Annotated in this window: 14 protein-coding genes; 11 read left to right on the top strand and 3 right to left on the bottom strand. The window is 64.9% G+C overall.

The features are described from left to right. The first annotated feature begins 134 nt into the window (after positions 1-134). Entirely contained in the window at positions 135-3,779 is a 3,645-nt protein-coding gene (locus ABMC89_RS05135; protein ID WP_349565868.1) for a vitamin B12-dependent ribonucleotide reductase, read from the top strand. Between the two features lie 246 nt (positions 3,780-4,025). Here ABMC89_RS05135 and ABMC89_RS05130 read toward each other — a convergent pair whose 3' ends face one another. Beyond that, complete coding sequence (locus tag ABMC89_RS05130) at positions 4,026-5,564, bottom strand: trimethylamine methyltransferase family protein (protein WP_349565866.1); 1,539 nt, start codon at positions 5,562-5,564, stop codon at positions 4,026-4,028. 387 nt (positions 5,565-5,951) lie between these two features. On the opposite strand from ABMC89_RS05130, the gene ABMC89_RS05125 reads away from it, so the two are divergent. Next, positions 5,952-6,542, top strand: a complete 591-nt coding sequence (locus ABMC89_RS05125; RefSeq protein WP_349565863.1) for an outer membrane protein — start codon at positions 5,952-5,954, stop codon at positions 6,540-6,542. Positions 6,543-6,621: 79 nt separating this feature from the next. On the opposite strand, the gene ABMC89_RS05120 is transcribed toward ABMC89_RS05125, so the two are convergent. Continuing rightward, positions 6,622-7,800, bottom strand: coding sequence for a pyridoxal phosphate-dependent aminotransferase (locus ABMC89_RS05120; protein WP_349565861.1), 1,179 nt, complete (start codon positions 7,798-7,800; stop codon positions 6,622-6,624). Positions 7,801-8,035: 235 nt separating this feature from the next. On the opposite strand from ABMC89_RS05120, the gene cysS reads away from it, so the two are divergent. The 4 genes from cysS to ABMC89_RS05100 all read left to right on the top strand — a co-directional run bounded on the left by cysS (position 8,036) and on the right by ABMC89_RS05100 (position 12,713). Further along, on the top strand, positions 8,036-9,400 hold the full coding sequence (gene cysS / locus ABMC89_RS05115; RefSeq protein WP_349565859.1) for a cysteine--tRNA ligase: 1,365 nt from the start codon (positions 8,036-8,038) through the stop codon (positions 9,398-9,400). Positions 9,401-9,488: 88 nt separating this feature from the next. Then, positions 9,489-11,102 (top strand): citramalate synthase, encoded by a 1,614-nt coding sequence (cimA, locus tag ABMC89_RS05110; RefSeq protein WP_349565856.1) that lies wholly within the window; start codon positions 9,489-9,491, stop codon positions 11,100-11,102. 121 nt (positions 11,103-11,223) lie between these two features. After that, complete coding sequence (locus ABMC89_RS05105) at positions 11,224-11,955, top strand: class I SAM-dependent methyltransferase (protein ID WP_349565854.1); 732 nt, start codon at positions 11,224-11,226, stop codon at positions 11,953-11,955. After that, positions 11,952-12,713 carry a phytoene/squalene synthase family protein gene (locus ABMC89_RS05100; RefSeq protein WP_349565852.1) on the top strand — a complete coding sequence of 254 codons (762 nt, stop codon included), beginning with the start codon at positions 11,952-11,954 and terminating at the stop codon, positions 12,711-12,713. The genes ABMC89_RS05105 and ABMC89_RS05100 overlap by 4 nt, the downstream gene beginning before the upstream one ends. Here ABMC89_RS05100 and ABMC89_RS05095 read toward each other — a convergent pair whose 3' ends face one another. Next, positions 12,714-13,988, bottom strand: coding sequence for an MFS transporter (locus ABMC89_RS05095; protein WP_439655637.1), 1,275 nt, complete (start codon positions 13,986-13,988; stop codon positions 12,714-12,716). A 104-nt stretch (positions 13,989-14,092) separates the two neighbouring features. Between ABMC89_RS05095 and ABMC89_RS05090 the strand changes: the two genes are divergently transcribed. The 5 genes from ABMC89_RS05090 to ABMC89_RS05070 all read left to right on the top strand — a co-directional run bounded on the left by ABMC89_RS05090 (position 14,093) and on the right by ABMC89_RS05070 (position 17,792). After that, positions 14,093-14,833: a precorrin-6A/cobalt-precorrin-6A reductase gene (locus ABMC89_RS05090; protein WP_349565848.1), complete on the top strand. Its 741-nt coding sequence runs from the start codon at positions 14,093-14,095 to the stop codon at positions 14,831-14,833. Continuing rightward, a complete protein-coding gene (locus ABMC89_RS05085) occupies positions 14,830-15,456 on the top strand; it encodes a DNA-3-methyladenine glycosylase family protein (protein ID WP_349565846.1) in 627 nt (208 codons plus the stop codon). The genes ABMC89_RS05090 and ABMC89_RS05085 overlap by 4 nt, the downstream gene beginning before the upstream one ends. Then, positions 15,453-16,118 (top strand): alpha/beta hydrolase, encoded by a 666-nt coding sequence (locus ABMC89_RS05080; RefSeq protein WP_349565844.1) that lies wholly within the window; start codon positions 15,453-15,455, stop codon positions 16,116-16,118. Before ABMC89_RS05085 ends, ABMC89_RS05080 begins: the two co-directional genes overlap by 4 nt. Positions 16,119-16,282: 164 nt before the next feature. After that, positions 16,283-16,867: an HNH endonuclease gene (locus ABMC89_RS05075; protein ID WP_349565842.1), complete on the top strand. Its 585-nt coding sequence runs from the start codon at positions 16,283-16,285 to the stop codon at positions 16,865-16,867. Positions 16,868-16,919: 52 nt separating this feature from the next. After that, positions 16,920-17,792: a DMT family transporter gene (locus tag ABMC89_RS05070; protein WP_349565840.1), complete on the top strand. Its 873-nt coding sequence runs from the start codon at positions 16,920-16,922 to the stop codon at positions 17,790-17,792. The last annotated feature ends 187 nt before the right edge of the window (positions 17,793-17,979 follow it).

The raw sequence follows: 17,979 nt of genomic DNA, 5'->3' as shown, positions 1-17,979 counted from the left end.
CTAGGTGGATCAGCCCTTCGGACGGCAACGGTGCGTTGTCGATCGGCGGTGCGCCGGTGTTTTTGTCAGCAGCGCAGAGAGCGGTGGCGGAGCGATCCGCGCCACAAGGTAAAAGCTGGATATGGGGCAGCGCGATGAAGATTGAACGTAAATTCACCACCGAAGGCCAGGATGCATATGCGGCGCTCGACTTCGTGTCGACCGTGTCGGAAATCCGCAATCCTGACGGATCCACAGTCTTCAAGCTCGACAATGTCGAAGTCCCGAGAAGCTGGAGCCAGGTGGCCTCCGACGTCATCGCGCAGAAGTATTTCCGCAAGGCCGGTGTTCCGTCCAAGCTCAAGCGCGTGAAGGAAAAAGGCGTGCCCGAGTTCCTGTGGCGCTCGGTTCCCGATGAGGGCGCCGAGATGGGCGGCGAAACATCGTCCAAGCAGGTTTTCGACCGTCTGGCCGGGGCATGGGCCTACTGGGGCTGGAAGGGTGGCTATTTCACCACCGAAGAGGACGCACGCACCTACTACGACGAGATGCGCTACATGCTGGCGACCCAGCGCGCGGCGCCCAACAGCCCGCAGTGGTTCAACACCGGCCTGCACTGGGCCTACGGCATCGATGGACCCGCGCAGGGCCACTATTACGTCGACTACAAGACCGGCAAGCTGACACGGTCGAAATCCTCCTACGAGCACCCGCAGCCGCACGCCTGCTTCATCCAGTCCGTGGCGGACGATCTGGTCGGTGACGGCGGCATCATGGACCTGTGGGTGCGCGAGGCGCGCCTGTTCAAATACGGCTCGGGCACGGGCACCAATTTTTCGTCTCTCCGTGGAGAGGGCGAGAAGCTGTCGGGCGGCGGCAAATCGTCCGGTTTGATGGGTTTTCTGAAGATCGGCGATCGTGCAGCCGGCGCCATCAAATCGGGCGGCACCACCCGCCGCGCGGCGAAGATGGTGATCGTCGATGCAGACCATCCCGACATCGAGGATTTCATCAACTGGAAGGTGCTCGAAGAGCAGAAGGTTGCGTCCATCGTCGCCGGCTCGAAAATGCACGAGCAGAAGCTGAACCTGATCTTCAAGGCGATTGCCGCCTGGGACGGTCTGGAGGCGGACGCCTATGATCCGGCGAAGAACGAGGCGCTGAAAAACGCCATCCGCGAAGCCAAGAAGGTCGCGATCCCAGAAACTTACGTCAAGCGCGTGCTGGATTACGCCAAGCAGGGCCACACCAGCATCGAATTCCCCACCTACGACACAGACTGGGATTCCGAAGCCTACAACTCCGTTTCGGGCCAGAACTCCAACAACTCGATCCGCGTGACCAACGCCTTCCTGACGGCGGTCGAGAAAGACGCCGACTGGGAACTGCTGGACCGCACCACTGGCAAGGTGTCCAAGACCATCCGCGCCCGCGACCTGTGGGATCAGGTCGGTCACGCCGCATGGGCCTGCGCCGACCCCGGCATCCAGTACCACGACACGGTCAACGACTGGCACACTTGCCCCGAGGACGGCGCGATCCGTGGCTCGAACCCGTGTTCGGAATACATGTTCCTCGACGATACGGCCTGTAACCTTGCCTCGATGAACCTGCTCACGTTCCTCAAGGACGGGGAGTTCCAGGTCGAGGATTACATGCACGCCAGCCGGCTGTGGACCGTCACGCTGGAAATCTCGGTGATGATGGCGCAGTTCCCGTCGAAGGAAATCGCGCAGCGGTCGTTCGATTTCCGCACGCTGGGTCTGGGCTATGCCAACATCGGCGGCCTGCTGATGAACATGGGGTATTCCTATGACAGCGACGAGGGCCGCGCGCTCTGCGGGGCGCTGACCGCGATCATGACCGGCGTGTCCTACGCGACCTCCGCCGAGATGGCGGCGGAGCTGGGCGCATTCCCGGGCTATGCCAAGAATGCCGCGCATATGCTGCGTGTCATCCGCAACCACCGCAACGCGGCCTATGGCGAGGCGACAGGCTACGAGAAGCTGAGCGTGAAGCCCGTGCCGCTCGATCACGCGAACTGCCCGCAGCCGGGTCTGGTCGATGTGGCGATGTCCACATGGGACGAGGCGCTGACGCTGGGCGAGGCGCACGGCTACCGCAACGCGCAGGTGTCGGTCATCGCGCCCACCGGCACCATCGGTCTGGTCATGGATTGCGACACCACGGGGATCGAGCCCGATTTCGCGCTGGTGAAGTTCAAGAAGCTTGCCGGTGGCGGCTATTTCAAGATCATCAATCAGTCGGTGCCGGCGGCACTGGAAAAGCTGGGCTACGGCTCGGCCCAGATCGAGGAAATCGTCGGTTACGCCGTCGGGCACGGCACCATCGGCAACGCGCCGGGGATCAACCACACCTCGCTGATGGGCCACGGTTTCGGACCCAACGAGCTCGAGAAGGTCGAGGCAGCACTCGGGTCCGCCTTCGACATCCGGTTCGTATTCAACCAGTGGACGCTGGGCGAAGAGTTCTGCACGCAGGTGCTGGGCATCCCCACCGAAAAGCTGAACGATCCGACATTCGATCTGCTGAAATCGCTGGGCTTCTCGCGCAAGGATATCGAAGCGGCAAACGATCACGTCTGCGGGACCATGACGCTGGAAGGGGCGCCGCACCTCAAGGCCGAACACTACGGCATTTTCGACTGCGCCAACCCCTGCGGCAAGAAGGGCAAGCGGTTCCTGAGCGTGAACAGCCACATCTCCATGATGGCCGCTGCACAGTCCTTCATCTCGGGGGCGATCTCGAAAACCATCAACATGCCCAACGATGCCACCATCGAGGATTGCCAGAAGGCCTATGAACTCAGCTGGTCGCTGGGGGTGAAGGCCAACGCGCTCTACCGTGACGGATCGAAACTGTCGCAGCCTCTGGCGGCGGCGCTGGTCGAGGACGACGACGAGGCGGCGGAAACGCTGGAGAGCGGCTCGATCCAGGAAAAGGCCGCGGTGCTGGCCGAAAAGATCGTCGAGAAGGTGATCGTCAAGGAAATCGTCAAATCCCACCGCGAGAAGATGCCGGAACGCCGCAAGGGCTATACCCAGAAGGCGATCGTCGGCGGGCACAAGGTCTATCTGCGCACGGGCGAGTACAAGGACGGCTCGCTTGGCGAGATCTTCATCGACATGCACAAAGAAGGGGCCGGGTTCCGGGCGATGATGAACAACTTCGCCATCGCGGTCTCCGTCGGTCTTCAGTACGGCGTGCCGCTGGAAGAGTTCGTCGACGCCTTCACCTTCACCAAGTTCGAACCGGCGGGCATGGTGCAGGGCAACGACAGCATCAAGAACGCGACATCGATCCTCGACTATATCTTCCGCGAACTGGCGGTCAGCTATCTGGACCGGACCGATCTGGCGCATGTCCAGCCGCAAGGGGCGACCTTTGACGATCTGGGCCGGGGCGAGGACGAGGGCGTGGCCAACGTCTCCGAACTGAGCGAAAGCGCGGCGGCAAAATCGCTCGAAGTGCTCAAGCAGATCACTTCGCCCGGTTACCTGCGCAACCGCGTGCCGCAGAACTTCACCGTGTTGCAGGGGGGCCAGTCGGCCATCGCGCAGGCGGTCAGTTCGGCAGCGGCGGAAGTCGCCGGCGACGTGGCGGTGATGCAGCCGAGCACGACAGTGGCTTCGGGGGCCGTGTCGATGGACGCGCGCACCAAGGCCAAGATGCAGGGCTACGAAGGCGAGGCCTGCGGCGAGTGCGGCAACTTCACACTGGTGCGCAACGGGACCTGCATGAAGTGCAACACCTGCGGCGGCACGAGCGGGTGCAGCTGATGCCTTGCCACCCCCGGCAAGGGGGTGGCACACGCAGATAGGGTGGGAACGGTACTTTGTTCCTTCCCACCTTTACATGGGGCGGGTGCGCTCGCCCCTGACGCAGCCAGGGCCGCAGGCAAAAAAACATCGAGCGGTTAACAAATCGAGCCCTGGTGGCGAGACTTAATGGGGGGACTTCGGTCCCCCCTTTTTCTGTCACGCGCATGACGTCGCCAAAGGCGCGCGGCGGGCAACTGGATCGTTTCAGATCGGCAAATGGATCCGGAAACGCTCCCTAAGGGCGCGGTCCAGACGCGGGTCAAGTGCGGCGGCAGAGCGTTTCGACAGGATTTCCTCCTTGCGCGCGGTCGCTGTCGCGATGAGGTCGGGCCGGTCCTTTTCCACCCATTCCTTCGGCGACATCCGGTTTCCGGTCGCGGGATAGCAATGATCCGATTGCATCCGGCCCAGCGTCTGCGCGGTGCCGAGGTAGTGTCCCGGCCCACCCATGCAGACCTGCGCGATCTGGTCCAGCGCGAGGGTTTCGTCCGTCACCTCGATCCCGCGCACGCAGCGCAGCGCCTGACCGATCAGATCGTCTCCGAGGATCAGGCTTTCGTGGCAGAACCCCAGCAGAGAGGCATGCATCCCCGCCGCCTCGTACACCATGTTGAGCCCCGAAAGGCCCGCCATCACGTTCGAGCACATCTGCTCCCACCCGGCCTGCATATCAGGCAGCTTGCTGTCCGCGATGCCCCCCGCGGCACCGCCGGGCAAGCCGTAAAAGGCGTGCATCTGCGCGCATCCCGCCGACAGCAGCGCCTGTTCGCCGGACCCGCCGGTCATCGCACCGGTGCGCAGGTCCAGCCCGAAAGGCCATGTGCCGAAGATCGCCGGATGGCCCGGCGCAATGGCGTTGACGTAGACAAGACCGGCAAGGCATTCAGCAACGGCCTGCACGATGGCGCCCGCAATGGTCGAGGGCGCGGTGGCACCGGCCATGCCCGCCGAGAGCAACAGCACCGGCAGGCCGTGGCGGATACATTCCTTCATCACCAGACAGCTTTCGGTGGCGAATTTCATCGGCGGCACGACAAAGCAGTTGGAATTCGACACGAAGGGGCGCGCGCGCCACGCGTCCTCGCCGCCCGCGATCATGTGCAGCATTTCGACGATGGGCCCCACGTAGGACGGATCGGTAAAGGAAACGCCCACATGTTTGGTGGTGCCGGTGACGCAGGCATAGACGGAATTGAGGTCCATCTCGAAGTTATCGGCAATATCGCGGCAGACCATCGGGCGCTGGCAGAAATGGATGTTGTCCAGCACGTCGACGATCCGCGCCGCATCGTGCAGGTCCTGCACCGTGCTGTCGCGGTAGCTGCGGCCGTCGACGTCGACCATATGCACGGCGGCGCCAGCGGTGCCGTAGTGGACGCGCGTGCCCGAGAGGTCGAGATCGTTGCGCCCGTCGCGGCTGTTCAGCGTGACATCGCGGTTCGCGCGCGCCAGCGCGTCCTCGACGACCGAGCGGGGAAAGCGGATGCGCCCGTCCGCGCCCTCGACTGCGCCCGCACCGGTCAGATAGGCCACGCCGGAGGGCGGCGCGTCGGCAAGGCCGATGGTTTCCAGCGCGTCGAGCGCCGCGGTATGGATGCGCTGCACATCTGCATCTGTCAGCGGTTTGTACTGCCCGCCGCTCAGGCCGGGACGGACGGGGCGCAGATGGTCGGGCAGGGCGGCGGCACGCGCCGCGCGGCGCGCGTTGCGGCCACCGGAGCGGGCTTGGGTCTGGACGTTCATGGCTATGTCTTTCGAAGGGAGCAGGCGGGAAGGGGCGGCATCGAAGTCCATCCCAGTGGTCGGCCGCGTGCCGCGCGCCCGCGCATTGCACCGATCGTGCGTGCAACCAATATGGCCGTGCAGTTCACGTGCTGCATCCTGCGATCTCCCTTTTCTCGATGCTGGCACAGGTTCTGCGGCAATCTGTTCTGTTTGCGACAACCCGCCCCGTCGGGGACTGTCGCGAATAGGCAACAATCAGCCACCATCTGGCCGGTTTCAGCGGGAAATCGCACTGTCTTTAACGATTGGGCAATCTTGCTGGAACTTCCCGCGCTGCGCGTTGTTAGTGGCATGTGAAGGCAGTTCGACTGCCTTGAGTAACGAGCACGTTCCAAGGAGAACTCTATGAAACGCATGACAAAAATCACAGCAATCGCCGCCCTTTCCAGCACAGCGCTCGGTGGCGCGGCATTTGCAGGCAACCTGGCCGATCCCGTGATCGAACAGCCGGTCTATGAAACACCCGCACCCGTGGTTCCCGCCAGCGACTGGACCGGTTTCTACGGTGGTGTGAACCTCGGTTACGCCGACATCAACGGTGACGGCGGTATCGACGGCAACGGTGGCACCTACGGTATCCACATGGGCTACGACTATGACTTCGGCAACTATGTGCTGGGTGCAGAGGTCGAATACGACAAGCTCGACATCGATCTGGACGGCGGCGCGCAAGCCGACGATGTGGCACGTCTGAAACTGCGCGGCGGTTACGATCTGGGCAGCACACTGGTCTATGCGACAGCCGGTGCGGCACGCGTCAGCACGTCGATCGGTGATGACACAGGCGCCTTCGTCGGTGTCGGTGCGGCCTACAAGGTCAACGAAGACTTCACCGTCGGTGCAGAGCTTCTGGGCCACCGCTTCGACGACATCGAAGGGTCGGGCCTTGACGCCAACGCGACAACGCTGAACCTGCGTGGGTCCTACCGCTTCTAAGCGGACCACGTAACGGAAAGGAAAGGCGCCCCCGAAATGGGGCGCCTTTTTTCTTGCGCGCGGTGCGGGCGGGGGCGGCTCAGCCGCGGTCGACGCAGTCCTTGGCGAACTGGCAGAGGGTGCGCAGGGCACGCTCGAATGCTGCGTCCTCGATCGTCATGGCAACCCTGAGATGGCCTGCCGCCGCCGCGCCGAAGCTTTCGCCGGGCATCACCGCGATCCTGTGCGCGTCCAGCAGCGCATTGGCGAAAGCCTCGCCGCTCATCCCGGTGCTGCGGACATCCAGCATCAGATACATCGCCCCGGCGCTGGGGATCAGACCCACGGCATTCTGTTCCGCCAGAATGCGGTGCGCCAGCGCGCGGCGGCGGCGGAAAGGCTCGGCGATCTCGGCCTCGAAATCGGGACCGAGCGAGAGCGCGAAATGTGCGGCCTCCTGGATGTAGCCGGGCACGCCATAGGTCGTGTGCGTGGCCAGGTTGATCAGATCGCCGATGATCTTCTCGGGGCCGATGATCCAGCCGATGCGCGATCCGGTCATCGCGTGACTTTTGGACATCGATCCCACAACCAGCGTGCGCTCGGCCATGCCGGGCAGCGCCCGCGGCGACAGATGCGCGCCTTCCCAGACCTGTGTGTCGTAAACCTCGTCCGAGATCAGCCACAGGTCGTGGTCGTGGCAGACCTGCGCGATCCCTTCCATCGTGGCGCGGCTGTAGACCACGCCGGTCGGGTTGTTGGGGGAATTGACCAGAAGCGACCGGGCGTCGTCCGCGTGGGCGGCGATGTCTTCCGCACGCGGCTCGAACGCGTCCTCGGCCCGGGTGCGGATGGCCACGGGCCGGGCGGAAGCGCCGCGCAGCGTGCCGGGGTAGGTTGCATAGAAGGGATCGATATAGAGGGCGGTATCACCGGGATCGATCACGGCCATATGGGTGGCGAAAAGGCCCGCCTGTCCGCCGGGCGTGATCATCACGTTCTCGCGCCGCGTCTCGACGCCGGTGCGGGCGGTGACACGGGCCGCGATGGCATCGCGCAGGGCAGGGATGCCCGGCACCGAGGCATAGCCGGTATGGCCCGCCATCGCCGCGCGGTGCATGTCCTGAAGGATCGGCGCGGCGGTGCGGATGTCATGCTCGCCGATGGTCAGCTCGGTCACCGCTTCCCCCGATGCGATCATCTGGCGGGCACGGTTGAAGACCTCCCAGCCGTCCGATCCGCCGCCCAAAAGGGTGTCGATACGCTTTGAAACCTGCATGAATGCCTCCGTCCTTCGTTTGGCGCGCAGGGGCGCAGACGGCGACCGGATTGTCAATCAGGGTTGACGGGAAACGAAGGGCTGGGGTAGGCGTGACACCCATGACGACTCTGGCCATTACGACCTGCTGCATTATTCGCTGCTGAGACCTCTCTCGCGGGCCTAGTTCACGTTGTTTTCTTCCATCTGAAACTGTGCCATGTCCCGCGCAAGACCGCGCCGAAGGGACTGTTCCATGACGACGATAAAACTGCACAACACCAAGACCCGCAAACGCGAGGTGCTGACCCCCATCGATCCGCAGAACGTGCGGATGTATGTGTGCGGACCCACGGTCTATGACCGGGCGCACCTGGGCAACGCACGCCCGGTCATCGTGTTCGACGTGCTCAACAGGGTCCTGCGGCATGTCTACGGGGACGATCACGTAACCTACGTGCGCAACTTCACGGACGTGGACGACAAGATCAACGCCCGTGCCGCCGACAGCGGGCGCGACATCGGCCAGATCACCGAAGAGACGGTTGCGTGGTTTCTGGAGGATATGGCAGCGGTCGGCGCGTTGCAGCCCGATCACATGCCACGCGCGACATCCTATATCGCCGAGATGGTGGCGATGATCGAGGATCTGATAGCCAAGGGCCACGCCTATGAGGCCGAGGGCCATGTGCTGTTCGCGGTCGAAAGCTATCGCGACTATGGCAAGCTGTCGGGGCGGTCGGTGGACGATATGATCGCCGGTGCGCGTGTCGAGGTAGCCCCGTTCAAGCGCAACCCGATGGATTTCGTGCTGTGGAAGCCGTCGGACGCGGAGACGCCGGGCTGGGACAGCCCGTGGGGCCGGGGGCGGCCGGGCTGGCATATCGAATGCTCGGCCATGGCAGACGCGCTTTTGGGGCGGGATTTCGACATTCATGGCGGCGGTAACGACCTGATGTTTCCGCACCACGAGAACGAGATCGCGCAATCGGTCTGCGCCCACCCCGGGCACGGTTTTGCGCGCATATGGGTGCACAACGAGATGTTGCAGGTCGAGGGCCGCAAGATGTCCAAATCGCTGGGCAACTTCTTTACCGTGCGTGACCTGCTGGATCAGGGCGTGCCGGGAGAGGTCATCCGCTTTGTCATGCTGTCGACCCATTACCGCAAGCCGATGGACTGGACCGAGAAGAAGCGCGACGAGGCGGAAAAGACCCTGCGCAAGTGGTACGCGCTGGCGATCACCGAAGATGCAGGCAGGCCCGACGACCTGCTGATGGAGCTTCTGAGCGACGATCTGAACACCGCTGGCGCCATCGCGCATCTGCACAGGTTGGCCGGTGCGGGGGACGCCGCTGCCCTGCGGGCAGGGCTGCAGCTGCTGGGGTTGATGGGCGGGCTGATCCCCGAATGGGCCGCGCAGAAGGCATTTGACCTGACCGATTACGAGGCCTTCCTGTCCGATGCCCGTGTCACCGCGATCGAGACCAAGGATTTCACCCATGTGGACCGGATCAAGAAGATGCTGATGGATGCGGGCGTGGAAGTGCAGATGAGCCGTGACGGCGTCGTTCTGACCCCCACGCCGGCGTTCGACGCGGGCAAGCTGGAGGCTTTGTGATGCGCGAGACCGTGCGACGCTCGTGCGCGCGGGCGCACATCGCCCCGCCCGCCCTCCCGAAGACGCAGACACCGCAGGAGGGCGTCCGATGAAAGAGCGGCTCTGGCTCTATGACACGACCCTGCGCGACGGGCAGCAAACGCAGGGTGTGCAGTTTTCCACCGAGGAAAAGCAGCAGATCGCGCTGGCGCTGGACGCGCTGGGTGTCGATTACATCGAAGGGGGCTGGCCCGGCGCGAATCCCACCGACAGCGCCTTTTTCGACGCGGCCCCGCAGACGCGCGCGCGGATGACGGCCTTTGGCATGACCAAGCGCAACGGCATGTCGGCGGAAAACGACAACGTCCTCGCCGCGGTGATGAATGCGCGCACCAAAAGCGTGTGCCTCGTGGGCAAGACCCATGATTTCCACGTTGAGAAGGCGCTGGGCATCACGCTGGCCGAAAACACCGACAATATCGCGCGGACGGTAGCCTATCTGGTCTCCCAAGGCCGCGAGGCGCTCTTCGATGCCGAACATTTTTTCGACGGCTACAAGGCCAATCCCGACTACGCGCTGGAGGCCATTCGCGCGGCCTTTGACGCCGGGGCGCGCTGGATCGTGCTGTGCGACACCAACGGCGGCACCCTTCCTGCCGAAGTGACGCGGATCGTCTCCGAGGTTATCGCCGCGGGCATTCCGGGCGACCGTCTGGGCATTCATACCCACAACGATACCGAGAACGCCGTCGCCTGTTCGCTGGCCGCCGTCGATGCGGGCGCGCGCCAGATCCAGGGCACGCTGAACGGGCTGGGCGAGCGGTGCGGCAATGCCAACCTGACCGCGCTTATCCCGATCCTTGCCCTGAAAGAGCCCTACGCAAGTCGGTATGAGACGGGGATCACGACCGCGGCACTTCAGGACCTGACACGCACCAGCAGGATGCTGGACGAGATCCTGAACCGTGTACCGATGAAGCAGGCGGGTTTCGTCGGCTCTTCGGCCTTTGCCCACAAGGCGGGTCTGCACGCCAGTGCGATCCTCAAGGATCCCTCGACATACGAGCATATCGACCCTGCCATTGTCGGGAACGCACGGGTTATTCCCATGTCGAACCAGGCCGGGCAGTCGAACCTGCGGCGCCGTCTGGCCAGTGCCGGTCTGACGGTCGAACCGGGGGATCCGGCGCTGGCAGCCATTCTCGACGAGGTGAAGGCGCGCGAGGCCGAAGGCTATAGCTACGATACCGCACAGGCGAGTTTCGAACTGCTGGCGCGCAGTGTGCTGGGCCGGATGCCGGAGCTCTTCGAGGTCAAGCGCTACCGCGTCACCGTGGAGCGGCGCAAGAACAAGTACGACCAGATGATCAGCCTCTCCGAAGCTGTGGTCGTGGTGAAGGTGGACGGCGAAAAGCGGTTGAGCGTGTCGGAAAGCATGGACGAGACCGGTAATGACCGCGGTCCGGTGAACGCGCTGGCGAAGGCGCTGGTCAAGGATCTGGGGCAATATTCGGACAGCCTGCGCGACATGCGTCTGGTGGATTTCAAGGTGCGCATCACGCAGGGCGGAACCGAGGCTGTCACCCGCGTGATCATCGACAGCGAGGACGGGCAGGGGCAGCGGTGGTCTACCGTCGGGGTCTCGGCCAACATAGTGGACGCGTCGTTCGAGGCGCTTCTCGACGCGATCCGCTGGAAACTGATCCACGATGGCGCCACGTGACGCGACGAGACGTTGGTGCCCCTGCGTGCGGCTGGCAACCGCGCCCGGCGGCCCTACGTTCCGCGACCAATGCGACAGGACGGCCGGGCAGGCCGTGCCGCCCCCTTTGAAAGGCGATTGAATGACCGACGATCCGCGACAGACCGCGTTTTTCACCCTGCACCGCGACCTGCCCCGCGAAGGACCGGGGGAGCCTTCGGACGTGGCATGGGCGGCCAAGGTGGCAGAGCTGCCCGCCGACGCGCAGATCGCCGATGCTGCCTGCGGTCCCGGCGGCGATGTGGCCGCGCTGTTGCAGGCCGCCCCAGAGGGCCATGTGACCGCACTGGACCTGACGCCGCATTTCGTCGACGCGGCGCGGGCGCGCTGGGCGGATGATCCGCGGGTGACCACCCTGCGCGCGGACATGACCGTCATCAAGAACCGCCATGACATGATCTGGTGTGCGGGGGCGGTCTATTTCATCGGTATCGAGACGGCCTTGCGCAACTGGCGCGCGGCGCTGAAGCCGCAGGGCGTGGTTGCCTTCTCCGAAGTCTGCTGGAAGGGCGATACGCGATCGGATCGCGCCCGGGCGGTTTGGGACGGCTACGCCGCGATGACCGACCGCGCGGGCATCAACGCGCATGTCGCGGCAGCGGGCTACGAGGTCGTGGACCAGCGCTGGCTGTCCGATGCCGCATGGGAGGGGTATTTCGGCCCGCTCGATGCGCGGATCGCCGCGCTGCGCGATGCGGCCGCGAAAGACGACGCACTGGCCAAGGTACTGGACGAGGCCGAGGAGGAAGCGGCCTGCTGGCGCGCGCACCGTGACGAATTCGGTTACCTGCTGAGCGTGGTACGCCCCGCGTGAGCGGTACCAGCGATATCGCAGCCTGTGCGGCACTGGTGGAGCGCGGCGATCCGGCCCGTTTCCGCACCGCGATGATGGCGCCAATGGCCGCGCGCGAGGCGCTCTTCGTGCTCTATGCCTTCAATGTCGAGGTGTCGCGCGCGCCATGGGTGACGCAGGAGGCGATGATCGCGGAAATGCGCCTGCAATGGTGGCGCGACGTGCTGGAGGAAATCGCCGGCGGCGGTCCGGTGCGGCGCCACGAGGTTGCGACGCCGCTTGCGGCGCTGTTGCAGCCCGCGCAGGCGAACCGGCTCGATACGCTGGTCGCCGCGCGTCGCTGGGATATCTACCGCGACCCTTTCGAGGATGCGCAGGATCTGGACCGCTATCTGACCCAGACCGCCGCCACATTGATGGAAGTCGCCGCCGAATTGCTGGGTGCCCCCGACAGCAGCGCGGTGGCCGGGGCAGGATACGCCAGCGGGGTCGCGGGGTTCCTGCGCGCGGTGCCCGAGCTTGAGCGGCAGGGGCGTGTGCCGCTGGTCGACGGAACACGAAGCGGTGTTGCGGCACTGGCGCGGCGCGGTCTTGATGCGTTGGCATCCGCGCGGCGCGCGGGCGGTATCCCGCGCGGCGCGGTTCCCGCTCTGTGGCCCGCGACCGCGTCGGAACCGGCGCTTCGGGCGGCGGACCGCGCGCCGGAGCACGTGGCCGAGGGCACATTGCCCGAGGCGGGACTGGGCCTTACGCTGCGGGCCGCGCTGGGGCGCTGGTGATCAGGCCGTCACGCGCCGCTCGCGCAGGGCAAGCCAGACCAGCGATCCGCCCGCCAGCAGCAGGAAGGGCACCATCGCCCAGTTGACCGCGGCCCATCCTTCGACAGCCGAGCCGCCCGAGCAGTTCATCAACCCGCCCGACGCGAGCGAGGCGAAGGTCACGCCGCCGAAGACCAGCAGATCGTTCAGACCTTGCATCCGGCCCCTCTCGTGCGGGGCATGGGCGCCCGCCAGCATCGTCGTGGCCCCGATAAAGCCGAAGTTCCATCCGATGCCGAGCAGCACGAGGGCGACAAAGAAATTTCCCAGCGCGACGCCCTGCAGGGCGACAATCCCAGCAGCGCCGAGGATCATGATCCCCGTGCCGACGATGCGCTCGACGCCGAAGCGGTTGATGAGGTGGCCGGTAAAGAAGGACGGCGCGAACATCGCCAGCACATGCCCGGTGACCACGAAGCCCGCGATGATCTTGAACAGGGCCGATGTCTCGGCACCCGAAAACATATCGGCCAGAAACGGGGGCACGCTGGTGTCACCGGCGATCCCGCAGCCCACGACGGCCAGCGGCGTCGATGTCATCACAAGGTTCATCAGCGCGTAGGATACCATGGCGCAGATCACCGCCACGGCGATGCGCGGCGTGCGCAACAGCTCAAGACGGCTGCGGCCCTTCGGTCCGTCCACCGAGGGCACCGGCGGCTTGGGGATGTCGATGAACAAGAACAGCATAGAGCCCAGCACGTTGAGCACCGCCACCGCGATATAGGTGCCCACGAAGGGCACCGCCGACAGGCTCAGCGATGTGGCCGAAGCGAGCTGCGGACCGATGATCGCGGAGGCAAGGCCGCCTGCCATGACGTAGGAAATCGCCTTGGCGCGGTATTCGTCCGAAGCGGTATCTGCTGCGGCAAAGCGGTAGAAACCCTGCGCGGACATATAGATACCGGTCAGGAACGATCCGGCGAGGAATATGGGAAAGGACGCGTTATAGAGCCCGTAGGCCGCCACCAGCGCGCCGGTGGCGCCGCCCGCTGCCCCCAGAAAGAACCCGGCCCGGCGGCCGAACCGCTGCATGATCGCCGACACCGGCGTGGCCGACAGCATCGACCCCAGCACGATCATCGAGATCGGGAGCGTCGCAAAACAGACGTTGCTGGCCAGCGATTGTCCGGCCAGCCCGCCCACGAGAAAGATCATCGGCATCTGTGAGCCTAGGATGGCCTGCGCCAGAACCAGCACCACGACATTGCGTTTCGCGCGGCCATCGTCAATCATGTCACTCATCCTTACCCATGTGCTCCCGGTATCGCTAGCGCCGTGCCGCAGGCCCGGCAACCCCCCGCTTGCGCTATCGCCGCGCGCGGGCGATTGTCCGTGCCATGACAGAAGCAGGCAAGATACTGCTGCTCGCGGGCAGCTTCGAGGCGCGGCAACTGGCCGAGGCGCTTGCCGCGCGGGGCTTGCCGCTGGTGATCGTCATGCCCGAACCGCCGCGGGGCAGGGCCACGCTGCCGCAATCGCCGCTGCTCAGGCGTTTCGGGGATGCCGATGACATGGCGCGCTTCGTCAAGGACCGGCGCATCGGGGCGATTCTGGATGCCAGCCATATGTTCGACCGGACGCAGACCGCGCAGGCGGCGGCCTTATCGGCTGCCCTTTCGGTGCCCTATCTGCGGCTCGAACGCCTCCCTTGGGAGGTCACCGGGGGCGCTTGCGAGGCTGCGGCATCCGTCTCCGCCGCGCGGGCGCGTATCGCACCCGGTGCGCGCGTCTTTGCCGCGACCGGCTGGAACAGCATGGAAGACTTCCGGCCCTTTCCCGGCGCGCGATTGCTGTTGCGACAAACCCGGCGTCACGACCGCCCCGCGCCCTTCGACTTTGTGGATCTCGTTTTCGGCGATCCGCCATTCTCGCAAGCGGATGAAATCGCGCTGTTTCGGGATTTGCGGATCGATACGCTGGTGTGCCGCAACCTCGGCGGTCGGGCGAGCCGCCCCAAGGTCGACGCGGCGGCCGCACTGGGGCTGCAAACGATTCTCGTCGACCGGCCCGCACTGCCGCAAGGCATCACATCGGTCGCGGATGTCGATGCGGCGCTGGCCTGGGTGGATGCACTATGAGCGGGCGGATCACCTGCGACGCTGATGTCGCCGAAGGGGCCGCGTGGCTGGCGGCCCGCGATCCACGGCTGGCACAGGCGCTGGACGAGACCGGCCCGCTGCCCCTGCGGCTGGAGCCCGACGGCTTTTCCGCCTTGCTGGGCAAGATCGTCAGCCAGCAGGTATCGGTCGCATCGGCGCGGGCAATCTGGGGGCGGGTCGGGCAGGCGGGCCTGACCACCCCCGACGCGATCCGCCGCGCCAGCGACGACGAGCTGCGCGGCGTGGGCCTGAGCCGCCCCAAGGTGCGCTATGCCCGCGCGCTGGCCGATGCGGATGTGGATTTCGACGCCCTGCGCAGCGCCACGGACGCCGAAGTGATCGCGCGGCTGACGGCGGTGCCGGGCATCGGGATCTGGACCGCGCAGGTCTACCTGATGTTCAATCTCGGGCGTAGGGACGTCTTTGCGCCCGGTGATCTGGCATTGCAGGAGGCGGCGCGGCTCCTGTTCGACCTGCCCGAACGGCCCGCACCGAAGGCTCTGGCCGCGCTGGCCGAGGACTGGTCGCCGTGGCGGGCGGTTGCGGCACGGCTTCTCTTCACCTACTACCGTGTGAGAAAATCACGGGAAGGGATCACATGACACGGGTACTCCATTCAGAGCGCCGCGAGCCGGTCAGCGGCACAACGCGGTCGGTCGTAGTGTTCCTTCACGGCTACGGTGCGAATGGCGCCGATCTGCTGGGGCTGGCCGATCCTCTGGGCGAACATCTGCCCGATACGCTGTTCGTGGCCCCCGATGCGCCCGAAACGGTTGCGGGTATGCCGAACGGCTTCCAGTGGTTCCCGATCCCATGGATCGACGGCTCTTCCGAGGAAGAGGCCGCGCGCGGGATGGCGATGGCGGTCTCCGACCTCAACGCCTATCTCGATGCGCTGATGGTGGACGAGGATGTGCTGCCCGAGCAGGTTGTGCTTTTCGGCTTTTCGCAAGGGACGATGATGTCGCTGCATGTGGCGCCCCGCCGCGAGGATGAAATCGCGGGAATCGTTGCATTTTCTGGCCGGCTGCTGAACCCCGAGACGCTGAAGGACGAGGTCGTGTCGCGCCCGCCGGTGTTGCTGGTGCATGGCGATCAGGACGACGTGGTTCCCCCGCAGTCGCTGCCGCAGGCCGCCGAGGCCCTGCAAGAGGCCGGTTGGACCGAAGTCTATGCCCATGTCATGAAAGGCACCGCGCACGGCATTGCACCCGACGGGCTGTCGGTGGCGCTGGCCTTCATGCGCGACAAGCTGAGTTTCTGACCCATCCCCCCGCAGCGGACCAGAGGAGGGCCCGCGATCTTTGCGTCATAATTACGCAATGAACAGGCCCTATCCGGTCTGCGACATCTTGTGCAATAGAGAGGCTTGCCAGCTTCAAACCACGAGATATAGTCAGGTCAGAACCACAAGGGGGCTGTGGCAGAATGGACGGAGATTTCAGGACCGAATTCGTAAGACAACCCGCCGGGCTGAAGCACCGTCCGGCGCTGGTGCTCAACGCGGACTATCGTCCGCTCAGCTATTACCCGCTGTCGCTGTGGTCCTGGCAGGAAGCGGTAAAAGCCAAATACCTCGACCGGGTCGATATCGTGGCGGAATACGAAGACTGTGTACACAGTCCCACCACCACGCTGAGGATCCCCTCGGTCGTGGTGCTGAAAGATTACGTAAAACCCCAAAAGCGCGTGGCCTTCACGCGCTTTAATTTATTTCTGAGGGACCAGTTCCGCTGCCAGTACTGCGGGGCACGCGGGGATCTGACCTTCGATCACGTGATCCCGCGGGCGTCTGGGGGCGTGACAAGCTGGCAGAACGTTGTGGCCGCGTGCAGCCCGTGCAACCTCAAGAAAGGTTCGAAATCGCTGCGGCAGGTCGGGTTTTCCCTGCGCCGTCCGCCGCGTCCGCCCGGTGCCGAGGAATTGCGCAATCTCGGCCGGAAATTTCCGCCGAACCACCTCCACGAAAGCTGGATGGATTTTCTGTACTGGGACGCCGAACTGGAGGCTTGATCCCGCGTCCTGCGGCCTGTAGCGCGGCCGCATGACACATTCGCGGTCCACCATGGCAAGTCTGATCGTGCTGGTAACCGGCGTGATATGGGGGTTCTACTGGGCGCCCGTGCGCCTGCTGGAACAGGCGGGGTTCGAGGTTGCGTGGGGCACTGTCGCGATCACGGGCGCGGGCGTTCTGACATTGGCGCCCTTCATGCTGCGCTACCGCGTGGCCTTTGCGCGGGCCGACCGTCTGGGGATACTGGCCATCGCGCTGGGTGGCGCGGGTTTCGCGCTGTATTCCATCGCCTTGATCTATGGCCGTGTCGCGATCGTCGTCCTTCTGTTTTTCCTGACACCGGTCTGGAGCACGCTGATCGCGCGTTTCGTGCTGGGCTGGCGGACGCCGGCCTTGCGGCTTGTGGCGATCCTTCTGGGTCTTGCCGGTCTGGCCGTGATGCTGAGCGCATCCGGAGATTGGCCGATCCCGCGCCAGTTGGGCGAATGGCTGGGCCTGATATCGGGGATCGTCTGGGCCATCGGATCGACAGGGATCAAGCTGCGCGGTGACCTGCCGCCGCTTCCGGCGGCCTTCGTTTTCGTCTGCGGTGGCGCGGCGATCTCCTGCGCCTTGGTGCCTTTCCTTGCGGGGGGCGCTGATCCGTCGCTTTGGGGCGGTGTGGTTGCCATCGGTACCGGCGCGCTCTGGTGGGGGGCGGCGATGGCGGGGCTGATGTGGGCGACACGGCAGCTGGATCCCGCGCGCGTGGGCATCCTGTTGATGAGCGAGGTGCTTGTCGCGGCGGTGTCCGCCGCTGTTTTCGCGGGCGAAGAGCTTGCCCCTGTTGAGCTGATCGGCGGCGCGATGGTTGTCATGGCGGCCCTTTTCGAAGTGCTGCCACAGCGCCGCGGCAAAACATCCGGTGGGCAGCCCAGGGGTTGACGGCGCGGAAGATGTCACAGCCGCCCGCGCCGATCCCCTTTTGCCCGATGGACCTGAAATCATCTTTGCCAACGGGTTAGCATTTGAGAGCCTCTTTGCGGGGCATCAGGCGCTGGATCAGCCTTGGGCGAGTTGCCTTTGCCAGTGCCCTAATTTTGCACCGACAAATACCGCATGACAGCGACCC

It is taken from the genome of Sulfitobacter sp. HNIBRBA3233 (assembly GCF_040149665.1).
GTDB classification, from domain to species: Bacteria; Pseudomonadota; Alphaproteobacteria; order Rhodobacterales; family Rhodobacteraceae; genus Sulfitobacter; species Sulfitobacter marinivivus.
This window is presented reverse-complemented; position numbering and strand designations above follow the sequence as displayed.